Here is an 18,791-nt window from a genome sequence, read left to right as displayed (position 1 = left end):
GTGTTCTTCGTCACCGTCGCCTATCCCGCAACACGCGTCATTCTTCGGGGGTGCACGCACCGCGCCCGCCTATCTTTTTACGAAGCCGTCATGGATCGAACGTTTCCCGACTTTTACGAGCCTGTTGAATATGTTAACTTCGACAAAACGCGCTTTTTACGGTCATCGTGCCCTGAGGATCCTGATTGAAGTGCGATGGACCGCCCGCGGGTCTGCCACCGGCTTCAGGGGATTGATTTCGTAGTCTCCGGCCCTTCGGGATCAGGGCATGTCTTGCGTCCCCGCCGGGCTCCGGACTGATTTTTTACGAAAGGTATTGACAGAAGGGATCATAATCTTTTATAGAAGGGCCTCGTTGACACAACAACGATATCCTGAATCCGACATCATTGGGGGATCGTTCAACGGCAGGACAACGGACTCTGACTCCGTGAATAGAGGTTCGAATCCTCTTCCCCCAGCCATTTGATAGTGGAGGGGGGATTTCCCTACGAGTGGCAATCCCCTCCACCCCGCCGTTCATTCATCATGCATCATGTTCCGGGTACGGCGACCGCCTGGTCTTTACCCTTTGATGAACCAGCCATCCCACAGCGAAAAGGATCGCTAGAATAAAAAGCGGGATCAACGAATCTATTCCTATTTTTCCTTCACCGGAACCCATTTCGAGCATAGCATGCATGGCAGAGGCGTAAACGAACCATTTGACCGCCAGCCCCAGGGTCGTGGCGACAAGAAACGTACTCAAGGGGAGCTTGAGCATCCCGGCACCGTAATTTATGACTGAATGCGGAAAACCGGGAACAATACGGAGCAGGAGCTGTATAAAAAGATCGTTCCTCCTTCTGAGGAGTCCTATGACGCGGCCGCTGAAACCCCGGAATAGCCTGTCGCCTCTGATATGCCTGGAGATCCCGTATGCCCCCGAAGCACCGAGAACACTGCCTGCCGTCAGTATCAAGGCGGCCTGAAAGGGTGTATACAGGGGGGCCACCACCCAGAGCATGAGCGTACCGGGCAGAGCCAGGGCAAGCAGCACTGCCTGAAGAGCCACGAGACCCACCGCGACGGCAGGATGGGCACTCATGGCGCTCCCCCACTCAATCAGAGATTCTACAGATACCGGCTTCCCGACCATGAACAGGGCGGCGGCAAGCACCAGCACCGCAATCGCGATCACACGAAATACCCGAGGATCGTTCCATCTGAATTTTAATCGTTCCATGGATAAATTTCTTCATCGTCGGGTCCGGTTTGTCAAGATCTTTAATTGATTGTTCCATTTCGACCGCGAGGAGAAACCCTGTGATGTGACGAACAAAATACGTACCCGGTCCGTCCGTTCCGGATAAAAAAGGAGGCGGGACTCGTGGTGGCAGGGGAGCATTGAAAAGGATGGAGAACCGGGTCACGGCGTCTGCCGTGACACCGGTCACCCTCTCGTTTCAGCGGTCGTTCGGGCGGCTATCTTTTCCCAGCTGTCGCGCAATGGCACGATCCTGTTGAATACGGGCCTGTCCCCCGGCGAGCTTGTGCTGTCGCGGCAGAAATATCCCAACCGCTCAAACTGGTAACGATCCCCCGGCCGGGCCTCATGGAGGCTTGCTTCCAGGAAGCAGGTGTGAAGTTTCTCCAGGGAATTCGGGTTCAGGCAGGAAAGGATATCATCTTCACCGGCCGGATCGGGAATGCTGAAGAGCCGATCGTAGAGCCGGACCTCTGAAGGGATGGCATGGGGTGCCGACACCCAGTGAATGACGCCCTTGACCTTGCGGCCCTCGGACGGGCGACCGTCCAGCGTTTCAGGGTCACAGATACACCGCAGTTCGATGATGTCGCCTGTGGCCGGGTCCCGGATCGCCTCCCGGCACTGAATGACGCAGGCGTTTCTCAAACGCACCTCCCGGCCCGGTCCGAGGCGATGAAAGCTTCTCGGAGGATCGTCCAGATAGTCGTCACGCTCTATGTACAATTCCCGGGAAAAGGCAACCTTCCGGGTCCCCATGCCGGGATTCCGGGGATGATTGGGAATATCGATTTCTTCCACCCGGTTTTCGGGATAATTTTCGATGACAACTTTCAACGGACGCAGGACAGCCATGGCCCTGGGAGCCCGTTCGTTCAGGTCATCCCGGAGGCAGTGCTCGAGGACCGATATGTCCACGAGGTTCTCATTCTTTGCAACACCGATGATTCCGCAGAACGCACGGATTGCCTCCGGTGTATATCCCCTTCGTCTCATTCCCGCTACCGTCGGCATTCGGGGATCATCCCACCCGGACACAACGCCCCCGCGCACCAGTTCAATGAGGATCCGCTTGCTCAGGACAGTGAAGCTGAGATTGAGGCGGGCAAATTCGATCTGGCGGGGTCTTCCGGTTTCGATGAGCCGTTCCACGAGCCAGTCGTAGAGCGGGCGGTTATTTTCGAACTCAAGAGTGCAGATTGAGTGGGTGATGCCTTCAAGAGCGTCGGAAAGACAGTGGGCAAAATCATACATGGGATAGATGACCCAGTCCGTTCCCCGTCGGTAATGGGATTCTCTCTTGATACGGTACAGGACGGGGTCCCGCATGACGATGTTTGGAGAAGCCATGTCGATCCGGGCCCGGAGTACCCGCTCACCGTCGGCGAATTCTCCCTCCCGCATGCGTTTGAAAAGGTCCAGATTCTCCGCAACAGAACGGTTTCTCCAGGGGCTTTCCCTTCCCGGTTCAGTAAAGGTGCCCCGGTATTCCCTGATCTCATCGGCAGACAGGTCGCAGACATAGGCGCCGCCCGCCTCGATCAGGGCCACGGCAAAGTCATGCAGCTTTTCAAAATAGTCGGAGGCAAAATAGAGACGATCGTTCCAGTCGAATCCCAGCCACGACACGTCCCTGATGATGGATTCCACGAACTCCGGGGACTCACCTTCCGGATCGGTATCATCCATTCTGAGGTTGCAGGTACCGCCGTACTGGGCCGCGATACCGAAATTCAGGCAGAGTGACTTGGCGTGGCCGATGTGCAGATATCCGTTCGGCTCCGGCGGAAAACGGGTCGCAACGGAGGAAACCACACCCTTTCTGAGATCCTCGTCGATACTATCCCTGATAAAGTCGCCGGCAGGAGGTGACTCTTTGCGTATCATGGGGCATCACTCCTTATACATGGGTGTTGCGTAGAGGTATCACATCACGGGCGCCATCGGAAAGACCTTTCTTCACTTCTTCTCTTCCGCGCCCGCGGGCCGAACATGAAAAACGCCCCCGGGAATTGAGTCCCGGAGGCGTTTCATGATCCATGTTCAGATTCTTTTACAGAAGCCTCACATTAGCCGCCGCAGGACCTTTTTTGCCCTGCTCCACGTCGAAGCTCACACGCTGGTTTTCACGAAGAACCTTGAAACCATCGCCCTGAATGGCACTGTAATGAACAAAGACATCTCCGCCTTCATCGTTCTCGATGAAACCGAAACCCTTGCTTTCATTGAACCATTTCACTATGCCTGTAGACATTGTGGCAATCCTCCTTCTTTCCGGATTTTCCTAAAGTTGGATCGGCCACATCTATGAAACAAACCGACAATTGAAATTTTCGATGTTCAACTTCGTACTTCAAAGTGTTTCAATCCAGACTTTAACACGCCCCGCGACCCTCATGAAGCCCCGACGCGCTCAGAATAGTCGGCACTTTACTCATTTTTCCGCTGAAGTCAAGTGATTTCTGAAAAAGTCTGCCGGAGAATCCGGAGGGAAACCGGCGCGCCGCCTCCCATCAGCCGAGTACGAACCCGATCAGACCGTAGAGAATATTAAAAATAAACAGAATGACCGGTCGCAGAACACCCAGGAACAGCAGGGCAATGATAATGAAAAAGCCGTATGGTTCGAGCCGGGAAAGCTGCCGCTGAAGCCCCGGCGGCAGAAACCCCATGAGTATCTTCGAACCGTCAAGCGGGGGAATCGGTATGAGGTTAAAAGCCGCCAGGATGATGTTGATGTAGGCAAAATAGGTCAGCGCCGTCGCCGGAATCCCGCCCGGCGAGGGCTTCAGCAACTGCAGCAGAAACAGGGCGATAAAAGCGAGAATCATGTTGGTGACGACACCCGCCGCGGAAACGGCAATCAGCGCTTTCCTGTCGTTACCGATAGCGGCGAAGTTGACGGGAACGGGTTTGGCCCACCCGAAGCCGAAGATAAACAGCATGAAGGTCCCCACGGGGTCAAGGTGTTTCAGGGGGTTCAGGCTTAATCGCCCCATATGCCGCGCCGTGGGATCACCCATCCGGTTCGCCACGAAACCGTGGGCGATTTCATGAAAAATCACGGCATACAGGAGCGGTATCGCCATCAGGAGAAAGGCTCCGGGAGATTCCAGAAGAAGATGCAGCAAACCCATCGGCAGTATCTTTCTGACGAAGAAAAGTATTGACGAACTCGTACAAAGTCTGAAAACGTCTGATAGAGAGCGGCTTTGTAAAAAGCTCCTTGAGGCACGGCGCACACATCTTAATGAGGCGTACTGTGAGGTACGCCGCCGTGACGAGGGAGGGGACGCAACCAAGCATCCGGTACCATTGTACGAAGCCGTCGGTATTGTCAGTGTATCGCCATAATGTCTGCTCCCTATCACAAAAAGATGTCCCTGTCTCCTCCTTTCGATAGCCCGCCGTCAACATGTGATTGCGTGATATGATGCGGAATGGTATCGTACCAGTACCTGTCACCACGCACGGGAACACAGACCTTGTACAGGAGTTGCGCAATGAACTATTCAGATATTGTCTATGAAAAAAAGGACGGCATCGCGCGGGTCGTCATGAATCGCCCCGACAAGCTCAACGCCTTCCGGACCCGGACGGTCATTGAAATGGCCGACGCCTTTGAAGACATTTTTCGCGACCCGTCGATCGGCGTCGCTGTCCTGAGGGGAAATGGAGACCGGGCTTTCTCGGTGGGAGGCGATGCCGGCGATCCGGCTGACGCGGCTGCGGGCTATGATGCTGATCTCATTATCTACCTGAGAAAGGTCCACGACCTCATACGCCGCGTTCCCGTGCCGGTCATAGCGGCTGTAAACGGCTATGCCATCGGCGGCGGGCATGTGCTTCATCTCGTGTGCGACCTGTCCATCGCCGCCGACCACGCCCTGTTCGGACAGGCGGGACCGAAGGTGGGAAGCTTCGACGCCGGCTACGGTGCCGCCTACCTCACCAGGGTGGTGGGCGAAAAAAAGGCCCGGGAAATATGGTTTCTCTGCGAACGTTACAGCGCTGAAGAAGCCCTTCGCATGGGACTCGTGAACAAAGTCGTTCCAAAGGGTGAACTGGACCGTGAAACCGAGGCCTGGTGCCGGAAAATCCTCGCCATGAGCCCGACGGCCATCAGGATGCTGAAAGCGGCCCTCAACAGGGAGTCCGACCATATCGCCGGCACCGAGGCAATGTCCTTCACGGCGGCCGATCTGTACTACCGAACGGAGGAAGCCCGGGAGGGTAGATCTGCCTACCTCGAAAAACGCCCTCCCGAGTTCAACAGGTTTCGCCGTTGATGAAAGCATCGGTCAGGTGCCGTGACGGGCTTTCAGGGGTTGTCGCGCCGGAATCGGTAATACCGGTGGAGCGCCCAGAGCGCTTTCGCCGCTGTTTCGGCGGAACGTACCATGGTAAAGTGGGGACCGATGGTTTTTCTCGCCAGCGACGTCCAGAAGGCGCCGCCCACCGTGTAGGTAACCACCGGTTTGTCCGGCAGCAGGCGCCGGAGAGCTTCGACATCGCCTGTAAGCACATCGGGGCCCATCCCCCTATCCGCTATCAACCGCATAGTTGAGTCGGGAACAACGGGGATGGCGATCACTCCCTGTATCCTCGAATCCCGGAGCAGACCTTCCAGGCCGGGCCCGAAAAGGCCTGACGGTCCGACATCGAGAGGGTTTTTCACGTTCATCCAGGCCGGCGCCTGCCGTTCGATCATCTCCAATGTCCCGGGTGAAAGATCGGGGAACCGGAGTCCCCACTGGACGGCCGCGTCGGCAGCCATGACACCCAGTGATCCCGACGTCGATACGATCCCCGTATCGGTGCCCTTCATGAGAGGCTGCCGCGAAAAGACCCGAGCCAGGTCGAAAAGCTCCTGGAAACTGGATGCCCTGATGACGCCCGCCTGTTTCAACAGGCCTTCATAGAGGCCGTCGACACCGCTCATGCTCCCCGTGTGTGACGCGGCGGCCCGTCGCCCCACCTCGGTCCTGCCGCTCTTGTACAGCAGGACAGGTTTCCGGCGTGAGGCTTCTCCAAGGGCCTTTCGAAAGCGCCGTCCGTCTTTCGCCCCCTCAAGATACAGAACAATGACATCGGTTGTGGCGTCCTGGGCGAAATGGTACAGCACGTCCGCTTCATCGACGTCGAGGCGGTTCCCGATGGTGACCAGGGAGCTGACGGCCAGGTCCTGCCCCGGCGCCCAGTCGGCGACGATGCTGCCGAAGACGCCGCTCTGGGCTATGACTCCGATGTTTCCCGGGGTAATATCCTCGAGGGCAACTTCCGTTGACGTGAAACGGCCATGGGGATTGATAAGCCCCACGCAGTTGGGACCGATGATTCTGACGGGCTCGTCCTTTATCAGATCAGCTATTTCCCGCTCCATGCGGGCGCCTTCGGGTCCCGTTTCACTGAAACCGGCTGTTTCCAAGATCACCGCGTGAATGTTTTTCGCGATACAGTCTTCGATGACGCTTCGCGCGTGATCCCGGGGAACGATGACTATGGCGAGATCGACGGGATCGGGAATGTCGGTGACACGACGGTAGACCGGCAGTCCCTCGATCTCATGTTCGCGGGGATTGACAAGATAGAGGTGGTCCGTGTAGCCCAGCCGCTTCAACAAACGGGGGATTCCGGAACCAAATCCCGGTTTTCGCGTCGCACCGATCACGGCGACAGACCGGGGGTTGAAAAATTCCCGGGGCAGAGCACCCATGAAACACAATCCTCCTTACGGTAAAGGTACACCCATGATGCTGCATCGTGGAGCCGCCTCCGGTGTCGTGAAACATCTGACCCTCCTGAGCAAAACCTGCCTCGTGGAGCGCTTGGTCACACTATCCGGGAAAACGATGGGGCGTGACACGGCACTAGCTACTACAATGGGCCGGTCGGGTCAAACCCTTATCGAAACCTCGAGGTCTCCTGTTATAGCGGGTGACGGATTAATTTATCTGGCAAAGTTAGGAGGGGTCTGTTACATTGCGGTTTTTTCCAACATTTATTATGTATTGAGGTACACATCATGCCGCAGAAAGCAACGCTTATTCTCGAGGGAAAAACCTATGAATTTCCTGTTATCGTCGGTTCTGAGGGAGAAAAAGCCATCGATATCTCAAATCTCCTCGAAGAAACGGGCTACATCACCTATGACCCCGGTTATGTCAACACGGGAAACTGCAGAAGCGCCATAGCGTATCTTGACGGTGAGAAAGGAATCCTGAGGTACCGGGGAATCCCCATTGAACAGCTTGCGGAGAATTCCACTTTTGTGGAAACATCCTATCTGCTCATTAACGGACATCTCCCCAACCCTGACGAATTGAGCACTTTTTCAGGGCTGCTCAACCATCACTCTCTTGTCCACGAGGACATGAAAACCTTCTTTTCCAACTTTCCCCGGGGTGCCCACCCCATGGGAATTCTTTCATCCATGGTGAATGCTCTGCGCGCTTTTTACCCCGAAGTGCCGGAACGCAGCCAGGAGGAGGAAACCAACATCACTGTAGCACGGCTTCTTTCCAAGCTGAGAACCATGGCCGCCATGTCCTACAAGATAAGCCAGGGTCACCTTGTGATCTATCCTTCCCCCGAGCTGGGGTACTGCGCGAATTTCCTGAACATGATGTTCGACTCCCCTGTTCGCCCCTATGTCATCGATTATGACGTCGTGCGAGCCCTCGAAGTATTCTGGATCATATCGGCGGACCACGAACAGAATTGCTCCACCTCGGCCGTCCGCCACGTGGGAAGCGCCCAGGTCAACCTGTACGCCTCGATCTCCGCCGGCATCAGCGCGCTCTGGGGACCGCTCCATGGCGGCGCAAACCAGGCGGTGGTCGAAATGCTTCAGGAGATAGAGGCGAGCGGAGGAAACGTCGTACCCTTCATAGAAAGGGCGAAAAACAAAAAAGATCCCTTCCGTCTCATGGGGTTCGGTCATCGGGTATACAGAACCTACGATCCCAGGGTTCCGATCATCAAGAAGCTCTGTGACAGGTTGCTGGCGAAACTGGGAAGGGTTGACCCGCTCCTCGCCATAGCGCGGGAAATGGAAGAACGGGTGATTGAAGACCCCTATTTCATCGAGCACAAGCTCTACCCGAACGTGGATTTCTACGGCGGCATTCTGCTTCGCGCCATTGACATCCCGGTGAACATGTTCCCCGTCATGTTTGCCATTGGGCGGCTGCCGGGATGGATCAGTCAGTGGATGGAAAGCATGGAGGACCCGGAATCGAGGCTCTGTCGACCCAGGCAGATATATATCGGATCCAAGGTGCGTGATTTTATACCGAGGGACCAGCGGGCTTCGCAATAACGACCGTGGGAAGCGAGTCCGTCTCAGGCGGTGTGTTCAGCCGTGTCGTCGGTGATGTTCTTGAAATAACGGTAATACCGGAAGACGTTCTTTATGTATATTTTGGTTGCCGGGTAGGGTGGGACACCCTGGTACTCCCTGACCCGCCGCGAACCGGCGTTATAGGCTGCCAGAGCCAGTGTTGTCTGCTCGTCGAACTGGTCCATGAGATCCCTGAAGTGCCGTATGCCGGCATCGATGTTTTCCACAGGGTCGAAGCAGTCTTCAACTCCCAGCGATTCGGCTGTACGGGGCATAAGCTGCATCAACCCCCTGGCCCCCCCGCTGGAAACCGCCATGGGGTCATAGCCGGATTCTGCCATTATGATCGCCTTTACCAGCTCCGGTTCGATACCGTAGCGTTGGGCCCGTTCCTCGATGATGTCGTCAAAACTGTCGTCTCTCCACACAATGATGACCGCTTCTTCCTCGACGGGATCAACACAGACGGTCTCCGGCTCAGCCAGTGACTGAACCTCCGCGAACCGGGCAAACAGATGCTCCTGCGGTCGGTACTCACCGGTACATGCCTCGCGGCCATCAAGGGCAAGAACCGAGATAGAGCATACAAGGGCAAGAATCGGCAGGCCCACTGCCGTCCATTTCCCCGGAATCCACTGTAATGTTGAATTCGTCCGCTCTTCCATGATTTTATCCACATATATTATGTAACCACTTATTATATTCTAAAACAATCTTCTTGTCAACCCCTTATCTCTTCCCAAATCCACCACCATCTTTCTGTTGCGTCACGTTTGTGTGTTTTTCAAGTCTTGTATTGCGCCGGCGTCGGCGGCCGCGAGGCTGCCCGGAGCATTGTCCGCATCTGCACATCAAAATGGCTGTTTGTTTCGATATTCCGGAGCAGTACGGACGAAGGTCTCCCTCGCGGGCCGTGGTGCGGCGATCCGCCGGGCATCAGCAGCAGAACGAAACGGCCCGGAGTCTCCTGTCCACACGGTGCGGGGAGAAGTTTTATTTTCCTGCCGGTGGATGAAGGAATGACGGTCTGATCACTGCAGGAAAGGAAGGATGGTGCCGAAAAATTGTGTTGACTATCGGCTTTCATGGCGTTACTACTTCCGCATGTCCGCTTCCCCGCGACGGATACCTTCGGGAAGCTTCCACTCTGAAGGAACTCACGGAACCATACGAGGAGTGCTGAAATGCAAAAACCAATCATAGCGGCGAACTGGAAGATGCATAAGACCATTGAGGAAGCAGTTGACTTTGCCCGGGAACTGAAAGCCGAAGCATCGACGTTCACGGACAGGACGGTAATCATTGCGCCGCCGTTCACGGCGCTCCGTCCGGTGGCCGATATCCTGAGGGGATCGACCGTTCAACTGGCGGCACAAACCATGGCCTATGCGGAATCGGGGGCCTTCACGGGCGAAATTTCGGCAGCGATGATTGCCGATGCGGGTTGTTCATACGTCCTGATAGGCCATTCCGAACGGCGCAATCTTTTTGGAGAAACAGACGGCCAGGTCAACAAAAAAGTAAAGCTCGCCCTGAAGACGGGACTCATACCCGTAGTCTGTGTGGGAGAAACCCTTGAACAGCGGGAATCGGGCAGGACGCTTTCCACAGTCGAAGGGCAAATAAAAGAAGGATTGCGAAATGTTTCTGCCGATGATATACGGAAAATTATAGTTGCCTACGAACCTGTCTGGGCTATCGGCACCGGTAAAACAGCGACCCCTGAGCAGGCTGTTGAAGTACATATATTTATAAAGGAAATCCTTTCCGGATATGCCGGAATCGGTGACGGTCGGACGGTTCCTGTCATATACGGGGGAAGCGTCAACGAAGGAACCATAGACGAGTTGATGGCGCACGAAGGAATAAACGGCGTTCTTGTCGGTGGAGCCAGTCTCAAACCGGCATCATTCATGAACATAGTGCGGTTCCGATCATCTGCAACGGTGTAAGGAGATATACGTGTTGAGTACTGTGGTTGTCGTTCTTCACATAATCGTCTGCATTTCAATGGTGCTCGTCGTCCTCCTGCAGTCAGGCAAGGGGGCTAACATGGGCGCGGCCTTCGGCGGATCAAGCCAGACCATTTTCGGCAGCAGCGGCCCGGGAACGTTTCTCGGAAAGGCAACAACCGTGGTGGCTGTTGTTTTTATGCTGACGTCACTTTGGCTCGCATACTTTGCGGCCCATAAGAGCGAATCGGTTATTCGGGGACCTGCTCCTCCCTCAGCGGTGGAACACAGCATCGACGAACGCGCGCCGTTGCCTGTCGTTCCCGACATTCCGGACCAACCGCCTCCGCCTCCAGGCCCGGCGGCTGATTGATAAACCCGACGCCGGGCAGGGGGGATAACCCGGCGTTTTTTTATTGACAAAACAGGGGAAAGGCACTACGGTGCGGCAACATGCCGAAGTGGTGGAACTTGGTAGACACGCTATCTTGAGGGGGTAGTGGGCCACGCCCGTCCGGGTTCAAGTCCCGGCTTCGGCACCATATTTGTAAAATTATTCCCTGTGATAACGGGAACGTGGGGTTTGCCCCCAGGTTCCCGTTTTTCTGTGGGGTACTTTCATAAACGTATGACCGGAGTGTAACACCCGCGAAAAATAGTTCTTCTATTTCGTGGACATAGGTGTCCTCAAGTAGTTTTTTGTACTTGAGAGAAAAACAAGTTTGACGGCCTCGTAAAAAGTCCGAATTTCCCAAAGGCAGTCTTGTAACTCATTGGAAATATTGGACCCGATTTTTAATCAGTCAGCGTGGTATCGCACTCGAAAGCGACCCGATGGGGAGTTCAATGGTTGCACGTACCAGCCCGGTGGATGGGGACAGCCCCTTCGATTTCGATTTATAGCCACGCGGATTCCCAAGGTACACACCGCCGGAAAGCCGGTTCAATATCTTAGGCGATCCGGTGCAAGAAATTTCTTGCACCGGGTCACGAAGAGAGTTCGGAACCACAGAATATCCGTGAACAGGCTGAGCCCCGAAGCGCTGGATGGCGTGATCAGGGAATTCATCTCCGGATGCGGGACCGATTACGGTGAAATCGAGGTTTCCTGGGACGAGAAGTACAACCGGAAGAAGTCCGGGCTCGAACGGGGGCCGGCCGTTCTTCTCTATGACGATGAGACCGAAACCACCGCCATTGTGTCGGTGCATGATCCGATCATGAAGAAGCTTGGTCTGGTGACGGAATAACCGTCTCCGATTCTCCGACATGGAACTAACCGATTTCGCTTAAGCACACCGTCAGTCCCGGTACGCACTCCTGTTCATTGTTCTCTTTCCGGTCCGTCAGCATTTTTTACCTCCCTGAACAACGATCGTGATCTCTCCCGGGCTGCCGGGGAAGGGGAGAAAAGCATTGCAAAATCTGGAAAATCGGATACAGTGCTTTTTTTGATATGATATATGAGGAGAAAATCCACAGGGGAAAGGAAGTGACGGAACCGTATGGTCAGGAAACAGCCCTTTCAGATACGATCGAAAAAAGACGCCCGATTGCTTGCAAAAGACATCCTGCGGGCTGGCGGGGATTTCTCTTACCACGTGCCCCTTCTCGGTGGAATGGAGGGAAATTACGTCGACATCCGCTGCGACAGGGAATCGGCCTCCTTCACGATCCTTCCCGCCATCGCTGAAAACAGTGATCACCAGGGGAGAGGGTATGAGGAACTTGTGGAACACCTCTGGAAGGACCGCAAGTATATCAACGCGGAATTGAGAAAGATGGAGCCCGGGTGGCTCCAGCTTTGACGGCTTCGTAAAGTTGAGAATGTTTCACTGACGCAAACGTACAGGCGTCGTACAGCCTTGCCGTCAGATCTCACCCGCGGACCACACATTATTGCCTGACCGGCGCGCGCGCAGCTCTTCCGGCGGGCATCTCATATCGAAATCGTCTTCCGGACAAACTCTTCAAGATGGTGCAGCGTGTTGCACTCCTGAACCATGCTGCAGCAGGGAATATACTGTTTCATTTCCGAGTCTCCCGATCCCCAGAAAGATTCATCCTCCGGGTTCAACCAGATCAGGCGCTTGCTGCGCTCATGAATTGTCCGGAGCACCGCCGTCTGTGCTTCCTGGTAATTATTGCGGGCATCCCCGAGAATGATTACGGTGGTTTTACGGGAGACGCTGTCCATAAACATGTCCCTGAAATCCAGAAAAGACTGATTGTAATCGGTGTACCCCATAAATATCGGTAATCCTTCGCCGAGCCGTATTTTTTCTATGGCTTCCTCAAGAGGCAACCTGTCTAAAACAGAGGTGACTTCAACAAGATTCGAACACAGAGCAAAGGTTCTGATGCGCGACACGATCTGATTCAAGCCATAGATAAACATGAGCAGAAAGCGGACGGTTCGCATGACCGATTTGCTGATATCGCATATAACGACCAGTTCGGGACGGTCAATCTTCTTTTTCTTCCATTGAGTATCGAACAGGAATCCATGGCGGGCCATATTCTTTCTCAAGGTCTTCTTGAAATCCAGCTGTCCCCGGTGAGCGGACGTCCTGCTCCTGGACTGACGGTCCCGGAGACGCTTCACCATGCGTCGGATAATAGCTTCTATCTCCTTGAGGTCCCGTTCTTCAAGTGTTGAGAGTTTTCTGTGGCGCAAGGTCGGATCGGTCCGGCTCACGGCAGCCGATGACATGTTCAGTGCCATTTGGCGGTCCACGTACCACCTGGTACTTTCCTTCAGAGACGTTACGGCCCTTTCAAGGGCCGCCGCCCGACCTGATGCAGCCGCTGTGCCCTCTGCCTTGAGGCTCCCGATCAGAAGCTCCATGTCCCGCATGCCCATGGCATCAAGCATCTTGGTCACGTAAGGGTTTCTCTGTGTTATATACCGGATGTCCTCGAGTCTGACTTCTTGGGCCGCTTTCTGAAGAGCCAGGAGCAGCGCTGTTTTATTTTTCATGGCCGGCATGTCGACAAGAGAAACATCGGCAGCCGCCCCGGATTCATCCGGAGATTTTGTCAGTGAACCGATGGCGTTCATTGTCTCATCGGTAATCGGGTCCAGAGAGAAATACCTGTCAAAATACCGTAAAAAAGTGTCCATTTCGTGGGCGGACTTGACCAGGGTGGCCGAGAGCGCGTCTTTAAAAACAGCCCGGTCCTCGTAGCCGACCAGTCGCACCGCCTCAAGAGCGTCAAGTGTTTCTGACGTGGAAATCCCCAGGCCGGCCTGTCGAAGGCAGGTAATGAACGTGCTGATGACACGATCCATCAGGAATCACCTGCCGCCCTGAGGGCGCCTGTTGTGAGCTCATGCAGGCGGTCCGCTACAAGAGCGATGTCTGCCTCATGTTTCAGAAATACGTTCAGTGTGTCCCTCACCACGTCGCTGTTCAGGTGTTCCGCGTGCAGGACCAGGAGAACGCGGGCCCAGTCAATGGTTTCGCTGATCGAGGGGGCTTTCCTGATGTCCAGTCGCCTCACGGCCTGGGTGAAGGCGACCAGCTGTCGGTTGAGCGTGTCTGATATGTCCGGAGCATGTATTTTGACGACGCTTCTTTCAAGCGCCGCGTCCGGATAGGGAATGAACAAGTGCAGGCAACGGCGCTTGAGGGCTTCGCCCAGTTCCCGCGTATTGTTGCTTGTCAGGAATACAAAGGGTTTGACGCGGGCCTTGACCGTTCCGATTTCGGGAATGGAAATTTGAAAATCCGAGAGTATTTCCAGCAAAAATGCCTCGAACTCATCGTCGGATTTGTCGATTTCATCCACCAGCAAGACAGCCCCCCGGTCCTGTTGCAATGCCTTCATCAGGGGCCGTGGTTCAAGAAAGTGGGGAGAGAAGAAGATGTCGTCATAACGATACAACTTTTCGATGGACTCACTGAAGCCGTTCTCTCGCCGGATGATGCTGTCGAGCTTGTCCTTGAGCAGCTGTGTGTACAACAGCTGCTTCCCATATTTCCATTCATACAGCGCCTTGGATTCATCCAGTCCCTCATAACACTGAAGGCGTATGAGAGGCAGATCCAGCAGAGACGCCGTTGCTTTTGCCAGTTCGGTTTTACCCACTCCGGCCGGGCCTTCCACCAGTACCGGTTTGCAAAGACGGCAGGCCAGGTAAACCGTCGTCGCGATCTGCCGGCTCGCCACGTAACCACGTTTCCGGAGTTCCTGTCGGAGTATGTCCGGTGATGTAACCGGGTGTTCAATATTGTTCTGCATAATGACTGTCCTTTTCAAGAAGAAGTGCTTCTCCCATTTGCTGCCGGCGTATCATGGCAACATTGCGGGCGATACCGATAGTGAACGCTATATCGTTTGTGAGCGTTCTGAATGCCTCATCGGTTTCGATATGGCCCTGTTCGATCAAACGCAGGATCGTGGATTGAAAATGCCCGACCGATCGACGAAAATAGAGTAAAGTTGAATGGTACTCCCGGTCGCGATGGCTGCTATCGATCATGGCGGCTGCCTCGACGGCAAGTACTCTCAGGGTGTCCAGGTGCGATTGAAGTTCCCCCATGCCTCTTTTCAGTTCATCGCTTCTTTCTATCTCCTGGTTACGAATCAGTGCCGCCAGGCGCGATATCTGCACCGCCGTGGCGCCCACCACCGGACCCATAAGAAGGGTGTCCTCCAGATCCCGAAAGGGTTTAGAAACTGTATCATAGGCCCTCTCGGGCGGGCCAAGAACCGAATCCTCCGGAAGAACACACGATTCCAGCTTCATACCGCAGAGAATCGACGGCTTCAGGGTTTCCGACCGGATAGTTTCCGTTAACCGAAGACCCTTTGTGTCCCGCGGTGCCAGAAAGGCGGTGAATCCCTTTGCGCTTCCTTTTCCGCTTGAAACAGCGAGGACTAAAAACACCCCGGCCAGGGGGCCGTTGGAGAGATAATTTTTTTCTCCCTGAAGTCTCCATTGCGTGCCCTCATGTGCGGCGAATGTCCGCAGGTGCCGGGGATGAGACCCTACCCGGGGCTCTGAAATAGCGAGCGCTATCGTGGTTTCACCCCGGGCGAGCCGGGGCAGCCACTGATCCATCTGGTCCCTGGTTCCCAATCCCATGATCATAAAGCGGCTCAAAAGAACATGGATAAGCCAGGACAGGGCCAGGCCGATGCTCGAGCATCCCCGTACCAGGGATTCGCCGACAGCCTGGATAGTTATCCACGTTCCTCCCGACCCGCCGTATTCTTCCGGAATCCCCAGGCCGAGTAATCCTTTCTGTCCCATGGTTGACCAGAGGTTCCGGGGAAAGTCTTCACTGGTTATCAGGACGGGAAGAGCTTCCTTTGCCGCGAAGGTTTCCACCCGATGCCGCAGAGCCGTCAGATCCGGAGAGAATCGGTGTGTCATCGCCCGGCCCCTTCAAATCTTTCTTCACGGGTGGAAAGTTTCTCCGAAGAAGCCTCCGCCTCTACCGCTTTTTTCGATCCGTCGAACTTGGCAAAGAAACGTTTGAGTACCCGTTTGAAAGAATCGATCTCTTCGTCTGTGTGTCCTGACTTGATTTCATCATTGACCCGATGAATCACCACTCGTGCCCGATCCGCCTCCCGCAGCCCTTTTTCTGTAATCTGCAGGTGTGAAATCCGTCGATCATTCGGGTTGTTCTGTCTCCTGACCAGGCCCGCCTTTTCCAGGCGATCCGTCAGGCCGGTCACGGTTGAGTTGTCAATGCCGAGGATCCTGCTTATTTCCGTCATTGTCCGTCCTTCCTTCTGTTTGAGAAGGAAGAGGATTCCCGACTGGGCAACGGTCACACCGATATCCGATGCCGCCAGTGCATTGTTGAGGTAGGACCGCAACTTTTGCTGGGCTGTAAACAGGAGCAATATCAACCGATCATCATCGTTCATGGAGGCACCTTCCATTTTATTTTGCATACCAATAGTATACATGCAAAATAACTTGTCAATGCAAAATCGACACTTGACAGTATCGAACAGACGTCCCGCAGCTGTGAAACAGAGGAAGCGGCTGACGGAGTTCGGGTGATGCCGGGCACGCGCAGTCGCGTGAGGCAGCCCGGCAGCACGCGGCGGCGACAGCGGCGAAGAGCCCTGGCGGCGGAATAAACGAATTACTTTTCGGACGAACGGGACCCCCTGGCGGCAGGGCAGACGGCATGGTGCAGGCCGCGGCAAAAAGAGTGCCGTTCGCTCCGTCGGCTCCTCTGCGGGACGGCAGGTTGTCCGTGGCCTTCCGGGCTCTTTGATGGGCGGTACAAGATGACGGCTTCGTAGAATGGTACCGGAGGTATGACCTCCGGTACCGGAGCCCCCGTACCGGGGTTTACTTACGTTCTTTCAGCAAATCACGTATTTCCATCAGCAATACTTCCTGTGCCGGAGGTTCCGGTGGAGCCGCGGGCGCTTCTTCTTTACGCTTCAGCGAGTTGATTCCCTTTATCGCGATAAATATGGTAAACGCGATGATGGTAAAATCAATAACCGTCTGAATAAATTTCCCATAGCCGATGACGACAGCCGGCAGGTCTCCGGTGGCCTCTTTCACAGTAAAGGCAAGATTGGAGAAATCGACTCCTCCCAGGAGGACACCGATGGGAGGCATGATAACGTCGCCCACGGCGGACGAAACGATTTTACCAAAGGCGGCTCCTATAATGATGCCGACTGCCATATCGACGACATTACCCCGTACCGCAAATTCTTTAAACTCTTTGATCAGACCCATCACGGCATATCCTCCCGGTTCATGGTTTGTTTAAGTACTGGCACGTTCACAAGTCATCATCGCATACCCCGGAAAGAATTCCCGGTATGCGGTCGGCAGGAAAACGACTGCCTCATCTCTAAATTTCCCGAGGCGACAGTCGCTTTCTGCCTGTAATACAGCCCTCTGAGAATGCCTCCGTCAGAGAAAAGAGGTTTTTATCTTTTATTTCAGACCGATGTCTTCGGCCACGCCGCGCATGCCTTCAATGGTTTCCGTGATCAGGTCGTTGATGTCCATATCCAGCATTCGGGCCCCCGCTTCGATGATTCCACGGTCGACACCGGCGGCGAAGCGCTTGTCCTTCCATTTTTTTCTGACCGACTTTGTGGTCAGATCCATCACGCTTCGGGATGGCCGTACCAGCGCCGCGGCTGATACCAGCCCCGTCAGTTCGTCAATTGCGTAGAGTACCTGTTCCATCTTCGATTCGGGAGGAACGTCACTGCAAATGCCCCAGCCGTGGCTTACGACGGCACGGATGTACTCCTCGGGCCAGTTGTTTTCCTCGAGAATCTCGCGGCTCTTCCGGCAGTGATGGTCGGGGTATTGTTCGTAGTCCAGGTCGTGGACCAGACCGACGATGCCCCACACATCGGGATCGCCGCCGAATTTCCCGGCGAAGTGGCGCATAACCCCCTCTACCGCGAGGGCATGCACAATCAGTCCTTCGCTCCGGTTATACTGCATCAGGAGAGCCAGCGCCTCATCCCGGGTTGGTTTGGTTTTTTCCATGATCATCCTCCTTGCGTTAAAACCCTATAGAAATCAAGCCATACCAGGAATCAAATCCCCGATTCTCTGAATAGAGTCCTCCGTTTGAGAGATGCCTGTAACGAATTGAAAGAGCCGCGGGGTGCCGCCGCTCAGAAAAAGCGTATCCCGCGCCCAGGGAGGGGCTGAAAATGAGGGAACCTCCCAGTTCTCTTTCGCGGATGGTCTTCCGGCTTTTGACATTAACGCCCACTCCTCCCTCGACAAAAAGCCCCCGGTCCCGCCCGGGCACGAGGTAGACTCGGATCATCGGCGCGATGCCGGCAATGGTAGTCAGTTTTCCATCATAATGGATCAATTCAAGGTTTCCTTCGAGGCGCAGTCGAAGAGAGGGCTGGCGCGTCGGCTGCGTGCTGAGAGCCGGTGAAATCAGCACTTGTCTGCTGGCGAGGCCGCCGTGGAGGGACGATCCGGCACCTACGACGATTTCGCGTTCGCCGGATCCCCGCGCGGCAGCCCCGTGAGACGGGCAGGCGATCGAGAGTATCGCGATCATGATGAGGGTGATAATCAAAATTCCGGGGTTTTTCAAACAAGCCTCCGGGGCATGAGCGTTGATTCCGGCAGCAACGCGCGACGAAGCACTATAAACCCAGATTTTCCATTAGCAGATTTTGGTCATAATAGATAGCGTTAGTCGCTTTTAGTTGTGAGATTATCCTGAGTATGTTCTAATGGAAACCATTAGAAATAGGGTTTTGATTTCAGCGTGTT

At 54.9% G+C, this 18,791-nt stretch carries 19 protein-coding genes and 2 tRNA genes; 8 read left to right on the top strand and 13 right to left on the bottom strand.

The features are described 5' to 3' along the window. Window positions 1–390: 390 nt before the first annotated feature. A tRNA-Gln gene (locus tag M0Q23_06960) sits at window positions 391–464 on the top strand. A gap of 62 nt (window positions 465–526) precedes the next feature. Here M0Q23_06960 and M0Q23_06955 read toward each other — a convergent pair. From M0Q23_06955 to M0Q23_06940, 4 genes are all read right to left on the bottom strand, one after another. After that, entirely contained in the window at window positions 527–1,225 is a 699-nt protein-coding gene (locus M0Q23_06955) for a VTT domain-containing protein (GenBank protein ID MCK9528363.1), read from the bottom strand. A 207-nt stretch (window positions 1,226–1,432) separates the two neighbouring features. Then, the gene (locus tag M0Q23_06950; GenBank protein MCK9528362.1) at window positions 1,433–3,133 is read right to left on the bottom strand and encodes a glutamine--tRNA ligase/YqeY domain fusion protein; all 1,701 of its coding nucleotides are present in this window, start codon (window positions 3,131–3,133) and stop codon (window positions 1,433–1,435) included. Between the two features lie 166 nt (window positions 3,134–3,299). Then, window positions 3,300–3,500 (bottom strand): cold-shock protein, encoded by a 201-nt coding sequence (locus M0Q23_06945; protein MCK9528361.1) that lies wholly within the window; start codon window positions 3,498–3,500, stop codon window positions 3,300–3,302. 259 nt (window positions 3,501–3,759) lie between these two features. Next, on the bottom strand, window positions 3,760–4,383 hold the full coding sequence (locus M0Q23_06940; GenBank protein ID MCK9528360.1) for a site-2 protease family protein: 624 nt from the start codon (window positions 4,381–4,383) through the stop codon (window positions 3,760–3,762). A 366-nt stretch (window positions 4,384–4,749) separates the two neighbouring features. On the opposite strand from M0Q23_06940, the gene M0Q23_06935 reads away from it, so the two are divergent. Next, on the top strand, window positions 4,750–5,535 hold the full coding sequence (locus tag M0Q23_06935) for an enoyl-CoA hydratase-related protein (protein ID MCK9528359.1): 786 nt from the start codon (window positions 4,750–4,752) through the stop codon (window positions 5,533–5,535). 32 nt (window positions 5,536–5,567) lie between these two features. Here the strand turns inward: M0Q23_06935 and M0Q23_06930 are convergent, their stop codons facing one another. After that, on the bottom strand, window positions 5,568–6,962 hold the full coding sequence (locus tag M0Q23_06930) for a CoA-binding protein (protein ID MCK9528358.1): 1,395 nt from the start codon (window positions 6,960–6,962) through the stop codon (window positions 5,568–5,570). Window positions 6,963–7,271: 309 nt separating this feature from the next. Between M0Q23_06930 and M0Q23_06925 the strand changes: the two genes are divergently transcribed. Then, window positions 7,272–8,567, top strand: coding sequence for a citrate synthase (locus M0Q23_06925; protein ID MCK9528357.1), 1,296 nt, complete (start codon window positions 7,272–7,274; stop codon window positions 8,565–8,567). Between the two features lie 23 nt (window positions 8,568–8,590). Here M0Q23_06925 and M0Q23_06920 read toward each other — a convergent pair whose 3' ends face one another. Continuing rightward, window positions 8,591–9,253 carry a lytic transglycosylase domain-containing protein gene (locus M0Q23_06920; protein MCK9528356.1) on the bottom strand — a complete coding sequence of 221 codons (663 nt, stop codon included), beginning with the start codon at window positions 9,251–9,253 and terminating at the stop codon, window positions 8,591–8,593. A gap of 519 nt (window positions 9,254–9,772) precedes the next feature. Between M0Q23_06920 and tpiA the strand changes: the two genes are divergently transcribed. From tpiA to M0Q23_06895, 5 genes are all read left to right on the top strand, one after another. After that, window positions 9,773–10,540, top strand: coding sequence for a triose-phosphate isomerase (gene tpiA, locus M0Q23_06915; protein MCK9528355.1), 768 nt, complete (start codon window positions 9,773–9,775; stop codon window positions 10,538–10,540). Between the two features lie 22 nt (window positions 10,541–10,562). After that, window positions 10,563–10,913, top strand: coding sequence for a preprotein translocase subunit SecG (secG, locus tag M0Q23_06910; protein ID MCK9528354.1), 351 nt, complete (start codon window positions 10,563–10,565; stop codon window positions 10,911–10,913). Between the two features lie 82 nt (window positions 10,914–10,995). Then, window positions 10,996–11,082, top strand: a tRNA-Leu gene (locus M0Q23_06905). A gap of 477 nt (window positions 11,083–11,559) precedes the next feature. Next, window positions 11,560–11,790, top strand: a complete 231-nt coding sequence (locus M0Q23_06900; protein MCK9528353.1) for a YheU family protein — start codon at window positions 11,560–11,562, stop codon at window positions 11,788–11,790. Between the two features lie 255 nt (window positions 11,791–12,045). Further along, entirely contained in the window at window positions 12,046–12,348 is a 303-nt protein-coding gene (locus M0Q23_06895) for a hypothetical protein (GenBank protein ID MCK9528352.1), read from the top strand. 131 nt (window positions 12,349–12,479) lie between these two features. Here M0Q23_06895 and M0Q23_06890 read toward each other — a convergent pair whose 3' ends face one another. From M0Q23_06890 to M0Q23_06860, 7 genes are all read right to left on the bottom strand, one after another. Then, on the bottom strand, window positions 12,480–13,832 hold the full coding sequence (locus M0Q23_06890; GenBank protein ID MCK9528351.1) for a VWA domain-containing protein: 1,353 nt from the start codon (window positions 13,830–13,832) through the stop codon (window positions 12,480–12,482). Then, entirely contained in the window at window positions 13,832–14,785 is a 954-nt protein-coding gene (locus M0Q23_06885) for a MoxR family ATPase (GenBank protein ID MCK9528350.1), read from the bottom strand. Before M0Q23_06885 ends, M0Q23_06890 begins: the two co-directional genes overlap by 1 nt. Further along, entirely contained in the window at window positions 14,769–15,923 is a 1,155-nt protein-coding gene (locus M0Q23_06880; protein ID MCK9528349.1) for an acyl-CoA dehydrogenase family protein, read from the bottom strand. Before M0Q23_06880 ends, M0Q23_06885 begins: the two co-directional genes overlap by 17 nt. Next, complete coding sequence (locus M0Q23_06875) at window positions 15,920–16,426, bottom strand: MarR family transcriptional regulator (protein ID MCK9528348.1); 507 nt, start codon at window positions 16,424–16,426, stop codon at window positions 15,920–15,922. The genes M0Q23_06880 and M0Q23_06875 overlap by 4 nt, the downstream gene beginning before the upstream one ends. Window positions 16,427–16,862: 436 nt before the next feature. Further along, window positions 16,863–17,264, bottom strand: a complete 402-nt coding sequence (mscL, locus tag M0Q23_06870; GenBank protein ID MCK9528347.1) for a large-conductance mechanosensitive channel protein MscL — start codon at window positions 17,262–17,264, stop codon at window positions 16,863–16,865. Between the two features lie 204 nt (window positions 17,265–17,468). Beyond that, window positions 17,469–18,038, bottom strand: coding sequence for a hydrolase (locus tag M0Q23_06865; GenBank protein ID MCK9528346.1), 570 nt, complete (start codon window positions 18,036–18,038; stop codon window positions 17,469–17,471). 16 nt (window positions 18,039–18,054) lie between these two features. Beyond that, window positions 18,055–18,609: an acyloxyacyl hydrolase gene (locus M0Q23_06860; GenBank protein ID MCK9528345.1), complete on the bottom strand. Its 555-nt coding sequence runs from the start codon at window positions 18,607–18,609 to the stop codon at window positions 18,055–18,057. Window positions 18,610–18,791: the final 182 nt, after the last annotated feature.

The organism is Syntrophales bacterium (assembly GCA_023228425.1).
Taxonomy (GTDB): domain Bacteria; phylum Desulfobacterota; class Syntrophia; order Syntrophales; family UBA2210; genus MLS-D.
Note: the sequence above shows the minus strand (reverse complement) of the source record. Positions and strands in the feature narration are given on the sequence as shown.